The following is a 12707-nucleotide window of genomic DNA, read 5'->3' on the forward strand; positions in this document are numbered from 1 at the left end:
CTATTAAATAGCATTCCAATTAAATAGCCAATCAATTAATTAGGTGTACTAAGTATATTCCTGCGAAAGTTGAATGTCAAATAGCAAATGCACACCAAAAAACCGTGACTTTAAAGTCACGGTTTTGAACCAAAATATAAGAATCAGGACTGTGAAGCAGAAACAGTTTTGAGCGCAGAAGCAAAAGGGAAATACTCCTTCGCATTGTTGTAGGCGATGCCCTGTACGATCTGTCCAAGCAGTTCCATATCATGTGGTACCTCGCCCTGTTCGGCCCATTCACCGATGAGGTTGCAGACCAGGCGGCGGAAATACTCATGTCGTGTGTAAGAGAGGAAACTGCGGGAATCGGTTAGCATACCGACGAAACGGCTGATTAGACCTACATTCGCCAGCGCCTTCATTTGAGCAAGCATGCCGTCCTTCGTATCGTTGAACCACCAGGCTGCACCAAGCTGGATTTTGCCTGGAATGCCGCCGCCCTGGAAGCTGCCGATAATCGCTGCGAGCACTTCATTGTCCCGAGGATTCAAGGAATACAGGATCGTTTTCGGCAGCGCATGCTGCTGCTCCAGCGCATCGAGTAATCCGATCATGGCTGAGGAAAGCGGCGTATCATTAACGGAATCATAACCGGTATCCGGGCCAAGCTGGGCGAACATACGGCTGTTATTGTTGCGGGCCGCATTAATATGGAACTGCATTACCCAGCCCCGATCTGCGTACAGCTTGCCGAGGAAAGTCAGTGTTACCGTCTTGTACTTGTCCTCTTCCTCACGACTAACCTTCTCCCCTGCAATAGCCTTGGCAAAAATCGCTGCTGCTTCCTCACGTGTGGCCGTGCCGTAAGGTACATAATCGAGTGCATGGTCAGACACCCGGCCTCCTACGGAGTGGAAGAACTCTACCCGGGACTCTAGGGCCGAGAGGAATGAGTCATAATCGGAAATCGCCGTTCCGGCTGCCTGCGACAGCTTGCCTACCCATTCCGAGAAGGTGTCACGGTTCAATTCCAATCCTTTATCCGGACGGAATGAAGGCAGTACAGCGGTATCGAAACCTTCGATCTCCTGAATCTTCAGGTGGTATTCCAAGGAATCACACGGATCATCCGTCGTGCATACCACGGTAACATTGGATTTGGTAATGAGATCACGTGCACCGAATCCGTCACTGTTCAGCTTCGCATTTACTTTTTCCCAGATGGCCGGGGCGCTCGTCTCATTCAACACTTCATAGACACCGAAATAACGCTGTAATTCCAAATGAGACCACGCGTACAGCGGGTTACCAATCATCATCGGTACAGTTTTGGCGTACGCCAGAAAACGATCATAATCGGTTACGCCCTCTCCTCCCGTAATGTACTGCTCCTCAATCCCGTTTGCGCGCATCAGCCGCCATTTGTAGTGATCACCGTATAACCAAGCCTCTGTAATATTGCCAAAGGTTTTATTCTCGTAGATCTCCTGTGGACTTAAGTGGCAGTGATAGTCAATAATCGGCATGTCTTTCGCATAGTCCTCATATAACCTGATCGCCGTTTCATTGTGCAGCAAAAATTGTTCATCCAGAAAAGACTTCATTCGCCTCGCACGCTCCCTTTAGGTGAGTTTACGTTCATATGGGTTCACTTCCCAATCTTTACGCTACACTGTTTGCCCACAAAGTTCAATATAAAATGATAGCGTTATCACAAAAGGTTGATTTAGGCATATTTCCTGGAACGAGGTATACTGTTTTTAATCTAATTGATGCTGATCTGAAGATGATAGAAGGAGATGAAATGGATGAAAATAACATTTCTCGGTACAGGAGACATGTTCAGTGTAGAGCAACACCACAACAGTATGCTGGCCGAATTCGGCGATACACATCTGGTGATTGATTTTCCGGAATCCAATGCAAAAGCATTAAAGGAATACGGCTTTCCAATGACGGATATTCACAATGTGTTTATTACCCATCTGCATGAAGATCATATTAACGGAGTACAGATGCTCGGATATTATTCACAGATTGTGGGCGACCGCAAGCCACGCCTGTTTATTCACGAGGAACTAGTTGATCCGTTATGGAACATTTTATCCCCAGGCATGCGTTATACAACCGATGGGGAGCGTACGATGAGCGACTATTATGATATCGTACCTTTACCGGATGGAGGCACATTTGAGCTGGGGGGCGTAACGTTTGAGACTTTTCGAACACAGCACGTGCCGGGTATGGTCAGCAATGGCCTTCTCGCAAAACCCTACTTCTACTATAGCGCAGATAGCACGCTGGATCAGGAACGGGTTGAGCAGGCCGCCGCAGACGTACAGCTAATTTTCCACGAATGTCATATGCATGATCTGGTGATCAAATCACATACCTCACTGAAGGATCTGCAACAACTGCCTGCCGAAGTGAGACAGAAAACCGTGCTCATGCATTATCATGATGAATACGCTGATGCGGACAAACGGGCACAGTTCAACCAAGAACATGATCTAAGAATGGTGGGCACGCTGGAGTCGTTTGAACTGGAAGTGTAGTACGCAACTCGAACTATATGTATCACCAAAATAAAGAGGCAGCATCCATTCAGGTTCCTTTGAAGGAGCTTTCCGGTGCTGCCTTTCTATTGATCTGCATTCCATGATTTCATATATTCAATAGTTTCAGGAGATGGTTTGGCTTTAACATGAATGTAATCTTCCGTACGCTGATCATTTGGTCCGTAGGAAATTTTGATATACATATCCTGATACGTTTTAATGCTATTACTATGGATCTCCGCTTTGGGCTTCAAAATATAATCTCTGAGTAAACTTAATCCCAACGGTTCTTTTCCAGGACCCAGAGTAGTCTCGTGCGTATTTACCGCATTGGAGTTGAGGAGCTCAGTTGCGTTAATGCTGTTCATCAAGGATGGATCAAGTGTAAAAGACTGTATTACATTGACCATCGGTACCCGGGCCTCTTGAACAGAAATCTCATATATAATGCGGTCCAGATCAGATTCATGATGAACCCTAACGGTAGCAGTCAAGCTATAATCATCTGGCAAACGCTCCTGAAAGGAATCTGGATTTTCCAGCAAACGCTGGGTCAAATCTCTTCGCTCGGTATTCAGCGTATAATCATCCGTTCGCTTCGGTTCTCCCCTTGGCCCTTTGTTTGTTCCCAAACTGCAAGCCCCCAGACAAACCGCCAGCACAAGCACAAACAACCCCAACTGTACTAATTTCCTCACCCGATTTCCCCCTCGGTATGATCTATCTAAAATGATCACGAATCTATTTTAATAGCAATCATTATATTGGTTTATTATTCCATATAAGGATAACACGAATAAGCTTAGTCTACCTAACATAAATAAACCACCTGCCTGGCAGATAGATCGCCAGTTCAGGTGGTTTAACATTCTATATGAAGATTTACTGATCCTCAACGTATTATTTAGCGGAAGATTCCTCACCCTGATTCGGGAGAGCCCACACGGAGACGCCTCCACCACATACATGGAAAGTGGCCCAACCGTCTTTCTCAATAGTGATGTCGTCCTCACAGCTGTGCGTCAGATCGGTCCAGAGCTCGCCAGCACGGTGTTCGCCAACAAACATCCTTTTCTCACCATCATCACCATTCGAGATAACTACTGCACAACCAGAACCTTCGATTTCGTCCACCCCGCGGCGTACCCACCCAATCGTGTTCGCGTGATCGAAGTAATCTTCCTGCTCTCCATAAGCTTTGTCGTAACGGGCTGACATCAGAATGTCGAGAATGTCCTTCTTGCCCTCGACAGGTTCGGGACCACCAATGCCGTAATAATCACCGTAAAAGACAACCGGATAACCGTCACGACGCAGCAGCGTCAGCGCATATGCGCTCGGCTTGAACCAATCGCCTACCCAGGATTCCAGCGCTTCATGCGGTTGGGAATCATGGTTATCGACAAACGTTACAGCATGCGTTGGATGTGTCTGCACCAGGGTATCATCAAAAATCTTGGAAAGATCGAAATCCCGCCCAGCCAGAGAGGCTTCATGAAGTTTGTAATGCAGGGACACATCGAACAGATCAATCTGATAGTCCACCGTATCCAGGAATTCACGGCATGCATCGAGATTGGAGTTCCAGAACTCACCTACAATGTAGAAGTCCTGCCCGCGTTTGCGGATCATCTCAGCAGCGAATTCCTTGATGAATTCGTGGTTGATATGTTTGATCGCATCCAGTCGAAAACCGCTGCATTGCAGCGTATCGATGAGCCATTTTCCCCATTGGAGCATTTCCTGCCGGACATCCGGGTGATTGTAATCGATATTGGCGAACATCAGGTAATCATAGTTGCCGAACTCATCGTCGACATTTTGATTCCAGTTCTTGTTCTCCCCTGCAATGCGGAACACACCGCTCCGTTCTTCCTTGGCATCAAAGTCTGTACCGTTGAAGTGTTCGGCGTTCCATTTGAAAGAGGAGTACTGATCCCCGCGGCCCGGAAATGTGAATTTGGTCCAGCCCTCAATCTCGAACGGTTTGGAGATTTCCTTCAATCGATCATTGGGATCAACCTCAATCACCTTGAAGACTTCCGTCTCATCGGCCCCCGCCTTATGGTTCATCACCAGATCCACATAGACGGCAACACCATTCTTCTGGCACTCAGCAATCGCATCCACCAGTTCCTGCTTGGTACCGTATTTGGTGCGCACGCTGCCTTTCTGGTCAAATTCGCCCAGATCGTACAGGTCATATACGCCGTAACCGGTATCCTCGGCAGACACGGCTTTGGTCACCGGAGGCACCCACACGGAGTCAATGCCTTTGGCTTTCAGTTTTGGCGCCATTTCGGCCAATCGTTTCCAGTGGTTTCCGTCTGCGGCCAGGTGCCATTCAAAAAACTGCATCATCGTATGATTTCTCTTCATTCCCAACCGACCTCCTTGATTGCTTTCGAAGCGGACCACGGCACGTATCTGTATCGTCCTTGTTCGTTCGTATGCTATCCAAGTAATACCCTTTTCGGCCTACCCTTCAATCATGGACAGAAAAGAAAGCCGGAAAGTCTGCGATCGATCTTTAGCTATATATCGTTATTGGGGTGAAATCCGTGTGTAGTCTTGCCATTCCTCTGGCAGCAATGAACGATACGGTTCCTCGGTGAATCGATCGTCGACCAGTACCAGTACGCCCTTGTCCTCTTCCGTACGTATCAGCCTTCCACCTGCCTGCAATACCTTGTTCATGCCGGGGAAAACATAGGCATAATTAAATCCGTTGCGCCCTGTCCGACTATAATAATCGCGGAGTACGTTGTTCTCCAGACCAATCTGGGGAAGTCCGGCCCCCACCACCACCACTCCGTTCAGACGATCACCCGGAAGATCCACACCTTCGGAAAATACACCGCCCATAACGGCAAATACCAATCGTGTTCGTTCAGGATGTGGCTGGAACGCGTTCAGAAACGCCTCCCGTTCCTCTTCACTCATGCCCTGCTCCTGCATCACGACTTCTGCCTCACCCGGCTGTTCCATATACGTCGCATGTACTTCGCGCATATAAGGATAGGATGGGAAAAAGACGAGCAGGTTGCTATGAGGCCACTCGGCAACCAATTGGCGCAGCATATTGGCAATAGGCTGTCTGGAACGTTCACGATCCCGATAGCGAATCGATAATGGCAGCAATCTCACATCCAGCTGCTCCCGCTGGAAAGGCGAAGCAATACGCAAGGTATAATCCTCTTCCTCCGCACCTAGCATATCCCGGTAATAACCAAGAGGTGACAATGTCGCAGAGAAATGAATGGTAGAGCGGAACCCCTTGGCAGTCTGGCGCAGCAGCACAGATGGATCCAGGCAGAACAGCTTCACTCGTACTTCACTTCGTACACATTCCGCATAGGTAATGAAGCGTTCATCGTACAACTTGGCAATACGCAGGAAATTCTGTGCGGTGAAGTAGGCTGCCAGCAGCAATTCATCCGTCTCGGCATTTCCCGAACCGCCTTCAACAAGGCATTGCTCCGCAACCATGACAAAAGGCTCCAGCAGTTCAATCAGTTCCTCTGGCGCCTCCTGTTGCAGCAATTTGCCCTCATCCCCACCGTTTTTGCGAAGCGTAATCAGGTATTTGTCGATGGCTCCCGTCCGATCCGCGATGGCTTTAGCCGCGGTCACACTGCTGCCCAGCGTTTGGAATTCCCTTTTGACATCCAGAAAGACGGCCTTCTCCAGCTCTGCCGAAAACATCATTCGGCCCCGATCGACCAGATTATGTGCCTCATCGACCAGTAATACCGTCTTGCGCTTCTGCTCCTCCAGCATTCGTTTGAGCGAGATACGCGGATCGAAAATATAGTTATAGTCGCAGATCACCGCATCGGCTGCATACGCAGCATCCAGTGAAAATTCAAACGGACATACCCGATGCTTGCGTGCGTACTGTTCTATAACCGGGCGTGTCATTAACGTCTCATGTTCCAGCATATCCAGCACGGCTCCATTAATACGGTCATAATATCCTTCGCACATGCCACACTGTCCCGTATCACAGGCTTCCTCTTCCTTGAAACAGATCTTGTCCTTTGCGGTCAGACTGATCACATGCATCTTCAATCCTTCCGCCTGCATCCGGGCAAAAGCCTCTTCTGCCGCCACTCGCGTCGTCGTTCTTGCGGTCAGATAGAACAATCGTTTGGCTTCTCCTTCACCAATGGCCTTGACCGTGGGAAACAGGACTGACATCGTTTTGCCAATACCCGTTGGCGCTTTCGCCATCAGTCCCTGCCCCTCGCGGATGGTCTTGTATACGGCTCCTGCCAGCTTGCGCTGTCCCTCTCTGTATTTGCGAAAAGGGAAAGGCAGCTCTCGCACGCTTATATCGCGCTTCTCTTCATAAGCCACAATCATCTCTGCGTATGGCGCGTAACCAGCGACCAGCTCTGCTGCAAACTGTTCCAGCTCCTGCCGTTCCAGCATCCGCCGAAAACGTCTTTCCTCATTATTCACGGTGTGCACGTATGTAAGCTGTACCTGCATACGGGGTTCATCATGCTGAACGGCGTACATATAGGCATACATCATGGCCTGCGCCCAGTGTACTGGGGCCCCATCGCCCAGATCGTCCAGATTGCCCGCAGTTGATTTGATCTCATCCACCGTCAGCTGACCATCCAGACGAATCAGCCCGTCACATCGTCCCTCCACCACGTAGGTCAAGTCTCCGTGCTGCAGTTCCACTTCGAGAACCACTTCTTTCAAATCCTCTTCTGTGTAATCCTTCTGCACCCGTTGGTGTATCCGAGTTCCCTCCTGCATCGATGCATTGGTGCGGAACCCTGGACGTATGCTGCCACTGCGGTACACATATTCCACCAAAGGCCTGACTGATATTCGAATTGCGGTTGTCATGCGATCACCCGTTCTGTTTGTAGTGACTATACTTTATCACGAAAAGCGGTGCTCAAACCAGCCAATCAGCGGATTGGACTCGTCCTTTCCCATATGCTATGTTGGGGTGTATAAGTTGAACTAGATAAAGTTACACTTGCCACTCCGATGACAGAACAATCTTCCGATCCGCTGTTATCCCCAGATTTTTTTGATTCATTTTTACAAAGGTAAACATCCGAGGATAAGCGTATGCTTCCGATGCAGCTTTCTTTCAGAAAGCTTTCAGGCGAACGCTTCGCTTCTCCAGCTTATTTCTGTCCTCTACGTTCTCGTGTAAAAGTGTAGTTAAACTTATATTGAATTTACTTAAATGAGGAGGCATCTTCTATGTATATCTATTTGGTCCCTTCACCGATTCCGGATGCACTTGCTGCATATCCTCATCTGACTTTGCGCAGCGAGGAACAGGTTCGTTTGGCCATTGAATCGACAGAACGTCTGATGAACATCGAGTCCGATGACAACGTAGCGGCGTACGAAGCCTTCGATGCCGCAGGCTCCTGGACAGGCGGCGGTTATGCCGTTCTCAACAATATACCGGTAACCGAAGATGGACGGAACGACTTTGAGGAACGTTTCAAGAACCGTGCGCGCAAAGTGGAAGCCGAACCCGGCTTTGTCGGCATTCGTGTGCTTCGTCCATTAAAGGACGATACGTATGTCGTACTTACACTTTGGCAGTCCGAAGATCATTTCAAGAACTGGCAGCAGTCTCAAGCCTATAACCATGCTCACCGCAACCGCAGCACGAGTGAAGGGCTGACCGCACAGAAGCCCACCATGTTTCCAAGACCTTCATTCGTCACGACATTCACCATAGAGTAAACGAACGGGAGCAAACTTGTTTTTGTGCTCCAGAATCTGTATGCAAGTTTACAGATATACTGTGATCACACTTTGGACAAGCATCATTTAATTATTTGTACTTTAAAATGATAACCCCTTCCGCCTCTTCTTCAATGGAAGGGGCTTTTTGTATACGTGAGGTCAAGAATGATCCCAAGCTCCTCTCTCCTTTTTCCAATAATTGCAAGAATTGAGCAAACAATAAGTTCGGTGCTTTTGACACGACATACCATGAGATAGCATAATACTTGTTAAATGAAACTTCGGAAAGGAAGGAAGGCGGTAACTTGTCACGCAATTCACTCACCCGGTTTCTAAGCGGACCGTTTATAGTGTTCACCGTTATTATGATGATCAAAAGCTCTCTGGCCTGGATTGTGATCTTCGATGACATCCCCGTCTGGAAACCGCTGCTGACAGAGTTGCCGCTGATCTGGATCTGCTTCTGTCTCATTGAGTGGTTCGCAGCCAAACACCGGATGTGGCTCTATCTCGGACTAAATCTGGTGCTATCGGGCATCTTCTTCGCAGCGATCATGTACTACAAATATTATGGTGTTATTGTTAATTATCACGCACTCGCACAGGTTAATCAGGTAACCTCGGTCAAGAGCAGCATGTTCTCTTTGCTCGATCCGTATTATTTGTTTATTTTTGCAGATATTCTGGTTATCGCGGGGATTCTGATTCGTCGGCGGATCAAGCTCGGCGGGACTGAACGTCCAGGCAGAGTGCCGCTTGAACGAAGGGCCAGAAGACGGATTGCCTCAGTCATTCTGATTCTGTCGATGGTGCTGTGCATGCTCAACATTTACCCCAATCGGGCGAGCATGAGCGAGATTACACAGGCGGAGCAGATGGGGATCCTCGGTTACGAAGCGTACACCATCCTGGCTGATCGGCCTGACAAACCCATGCCCCTCGATCAAATCGATCAGAATCATATCGATGAGATTAAACAAACGACAGCATTGCCCCCTGTTGTGGAGGAGGGTGCAGCCAAGGGACGCAACGTCATTGTCCTCCAGCTCGAATCATTCCAGAACTTCCTGATCGGATTGCAGGTGGACGGACAGGAAGTTACACCCAATCTGAATATGTTGGCTGGACAAAGCCTGTACTTCCCCAACTTTTATCAGCAAGTGGGACAGGGTAACACATCGGATGCCGAGTTTGTCGTGAATACATCGTTTTATACACCGCCCAACGGGGCCGCAGCTACCGTCTATGCCAATAAGGAATTGCCAAGTCTGCCCAGACTGATGTCCGCGAACGGTTACCAGACAGCCACATTCCATACAAATGATGTGCACTTCTGGAATCGCGATCAGTTATACAAGGCGCTTGGATTTGATCAGTATTATGACATGAATTATTTCGGAACAGAGGACTCCATCGCCTTCTCGGCATCAGATGAAGTGTTGTACAGCAAGACACTGGATAAACTCGAGTCCATGCAGGCATCAGGGTCACCTTTCTATGCACAAATCATATCCATGTCTGCACACCATCCTTACCATCTACCAGAAGATAAGAAAAGTCTGACGTTGCCGGAACGGTACGTTAATACGTTGCCCGGGGATTATCTTGTATCCCAGCATTATGCCGATCAGGCGGTGGGACAATTTATTGAGGGACTTAAGGAACGTGGACTATGGGAAAATAGCGTGCTGGTCGTTTACGGTGACCATCTGGGTCTGCCTATCTACTCGCTGGATCGGACTGACGAGAAGCTCATGCAGGAAATCTACGGTCGGGAGTACACGTCTGCGGACATGATTAATATTCCACTTATCGTCACGGCTCCTGGCATCACGCCGGCTGCTCAACTGGAACAGATCGGAGGACAGGTGGATATTCTGCCAACGATCGCCGGGTTGACCGGTGCCTCTCTCCAGAACCAACTGTATTTTGGGCAGGATTTGCTGCGTGATGGAAATAATCTGCTGCCAGAGCGCTATTATCTGCCCTCCGGTTCCGTACTGAACGATGCTTCACTGTTCGTTCCTGAGACGGGGTACGGTGACGGTACTCATTACTCCCTTGCGGATGCCGGGAGACAGGATGTCGTCTCGGCAGAGCTTGATCAGGAGAAGGGAACGATTCCAGACAGTCTGGAGGATCAACCGGCCTTGCCCGCATCTGCCATACCATCTGAAGAAGAATCGACCTCTCCCGAATATATTACGAAGGAACAGTACGATCGGGCTTTGGATCTTCTACACTTATCCAACAGTTATCTGAGTCAGTTACCGAATCGAAATGCATTAAAATGATCCAACATGCGAAATGAACTTATTTTTAACTTTAACAATTTTAATCCATCATGAAAAAAGACAAGAGCCCAAGAAAGGTCTGAAACGACCTGATTCATGGGCTCTTTCCATTCCTTCTGACCTCTATATCTAACACATTCTCCCCAATCCTCTAACAAAAAGACACCTATAACTACCCGAATGATCCATTGCCAACAAATTCCCCTCTTTAGTGAAGACACCTGGACGTTCCTGTTCCTTGAGCAGCGGTTTACAATGAAAGCGTATTATTCCTTGTTGAAGGAGGAGAATTATGAAATTCGATCTGAACTTTGTACCCTTCAGTCGCAGAGAGTCGTTCCTTGCCGTCTCTCATCTGCCTGAAGGCAAGAATAGACAGCAGGGCCTCTACCTACGAACTGTGCGGGGTGGAGATGATAAATTTGGCGAGGCGTTCCGTATTGAACTGTTGGATCAGCAGAATCAGACGATTCCATTCACGGCAGAAGCTTCTCCAGAAACTGTCCGGCTGAATTCACCAGAGCCCGCAATCTTTGCCGAAATCTGTATTTCGGATAGCTGCACGGTCCGCTTCCGCTCGAAAGGGTGCGGGATCAGATTGACCTTTATCCCCTCAACTTATGATTATGCATATGAGGTCAATAAGAACAGCTGGGAAGTAAATAGCTTCACCCATGAATGCCGCTTCATGCTGACTGGAATTGTAGGTGACATGAAGCTGGAAGTGCCGTGGGATAAAATCAAGAGCTCACGCGTAATCGCAGAGTTCAATCCGGATACAGACACGAATACAGCTGAGTTTGCCGTTGAGGAGTTCCGCACAGTATGGGAGCCTCGCCCACAATGGGATTCCTTTGATGATGACGTAAAAGCGGTTCGGACTGAATTCAGCCAGTGGCTGGACAGCAGTCTTGCGATCCCTGATCGCTGGCAGGATGCGCGGGAGCTCGCGGCTTACATTACTTGGTCCTGCCTCGTTCCGGCGGAGGGTTGTCTGACGCGTCCAGCTATGTATATGTCGAAGAACTGGATGACGAATATATGGAGCTGGGACCACTGTTTCAATGCGATGGCGCTTGTTCGCCATGATCCAAAGCTGGCGTGGGACCAGTTCATGATCTTTTTTGATCGGCAAGATGAGAGTGGATTAATTCCTGACTTTGTGAACGATAAATATGAACTGTGGAACTGCAACAAACCTCCTATTCACGGATGGACACTGGCTTGGATGATGCAACGTACGGATTATATTCGCGAGGCGCAGCTTCGTGAAGTGTACGGCCCATTGTCCAAGTGGACGAAATGGTGGTTCAGGTATCGTGATGATGATGGTGATGGGATTCCCCAATATAACCACGGTAATGATTCCGGTTGGGATAACAGCACCGCGTTTAATAATGGAATTCCCGTAGAAAGTCCGGATTTAGCTGCCTTTCTGATTATCCAGACAGAGCTTCTGGCTGAAATTGCTGGGTTGCTTGGGCTTACGAAGGAATCTTCGGAATGGAGAAAACTGGCGGATGATACGCTGGAGAAGATGATCAGCCACTTCTGGAAAGAGGATAGATTTATCTCCTTACGTTCAGGTACACATGAGCCTTCAGCTGGAGACAGTCTGCTGTTATTCGTTCCGATCCTACTGGGTAAACGCCTGCCTGAACCCATCAGAGATCTTCTTCTAAAAGGGTTACGGGAGGAGAATCGCTTCCTAACGGAAAATGGTTGGGCGACCGAGAGCATAAGCAGCCCTTACTATATACCAGACGGGTACTGGCGTGGACCGATCTGGGCTCCATCAACCATGCTGCTCGTGGAGGGCGTAGCTGCTGCCGGTGACCTGGAGCTGGCTCGGGAAGTATCCCGCCGCTTCTGCAATATGCTTAGCCGGAGTGGTATGGCTGAGAACTTCGATGCGCTGACTGGTGAAGGCCTACGTGACAGGGCATTTACATGGACATCAAGTGTGTTCCTGGTTCTGGGGCACGAGTACACAATCTAAAACCAATATTGCACGTCTCTGGCTGCTGTTTTAAACAGCTTTCCGGGGAGGTGCTTTTCCCGTTTCCTCGAAAAATTTTATTTGCAAACAACAAATTGAAAGCGTTACCATGAAATGATTGGATTCTTCTATAGGCTA

General features: G+C 48.6%; 8 protein-coding genes. 4 read left to right on the top strand and 4 right to left on the bottom strand.

Annotated elements, in window-relative coordinates; all coding sequences use genetic code 11:
- Positions 1–143: 143 nt before the first annotated feature.
- On the bottom strand, positions 144–1586 hold the full coding sequence (gene uxaC, locus BUA17_RS11795; RefSeq protein WP_072733716.1) for a glucuronate isomerase: 1443 nt from the start codon (positions 1584–1586) through the stop codon (positions 144–146).
- A 204-nt stretch (positions 1587–1790) separates the two neighbouring features.
- Between uxaC and BUA17_RS11800 the strand changes: the two genes are divergently transcribed.
- Entirely contained in the window at positions 1791–2537 is a 747-nt protein-coding gene (locus BUA17_RS11800; RefSeq protein WP_072733717.1) for an MBL fold metallo-hydrolase, read from the top strand.
- A gap of 86 nt (positions 2538–2623) precedes the next feature.
- Here the strand turns inward: BUA17_RS11800 and BUA17_RS11805 are convergent, their stop codons facing one another.
- The 3 genes from BUA17_RS11805 to BUA17_RS11815 form a co-directional block, all read right to left on the bottom strand.
- Positions 2624–3238: a hypothetical protein gene (locus tag BUA17_RS11805; RefSeq protein WP_072733718.1), complete on the bottom strand. Its 615-nt coding sequence runs from the start codon at positions 3236–3238 to the stop codon at positions 2624–2626.
- A 202-nt stretch (positions 3239–3440) separates the two neighbouring features.
- Positions 3441–4919 (bottom strand): alpha-amylase, encoded by a 1479-nt coding sequence (locus tag BUA17_RS11810; RefSeq protein ID WP_072733719.1) that lies wholly within the window; start codon positions 4917–4919, stop codon positions 3441–3443.
- Between the two features lie 165 nt (positions 4920–5084).
- The gene (locus BUA17_RS11815; protein WP_072733720.1) at positions 5085–7406 is read right to left on the bottom strand and encodes a helicase C-terminal domain-containing protein; all 2322 of its coding nucleotides are present in this window, start codon (positions 7404–7406) and stop codon (positions 5085–5087) included.
- 369 nt (positions 7407–7775) lie between these two features.
- Here BUA17_RS11815 and BUA17_RS31845 point away from each other — a divergent pair, with 369 nt between their 5' ends.
- From BUA17_RS31845 to BUA17_RS11830, 3 genes are all read left to right on the top strand, one after another.
- A complete protein-coding gene (locus tag BUA17_RS31845) occupies positions 7776–8273 on the top strand; it encodes an antibiotic biosynthesis monooxygenase family protein (RefSeq protein WP_072733721.1) in 498 nt (165 codons plus the stop codon).
- Positions 8274–8581: 308 nt separating this feature from the next.
- Positions 8582–10570, top strand: coding sequence for an LTA synthase family protein (locus tag BUA17_RS11825; protein WP_244552127.1), 1989 nt, complete (start codon positions 8582–8584; stop codon positions 10568–10570).
- A gap of 292 nt (positions 10571–10862) precedes the next feature.
- Positions 10863–12569: an amylo-alpha-1,6-glucosidase gene (locus tag BUA17_RS11830; RefSeq protein WP_072733722.1), complete on the top strand. Its 1707-nt coding sequence runs from the start codon at positions 10863–10865 to the stop codon at positions 12567–12569.
- Positions 12570–12707 lie beyond the last annotated feature (138 nt).

The sequence above is a fragment of the Paenibacillus sp. ov031 genome (assembly GCF_900143165.1).
Lineage (GTDB): Bacteria > Bacillota > Bacilli > Paenibacillales > Paenibacillaceae > Paenibacillus > Paenibacillus marchantiae.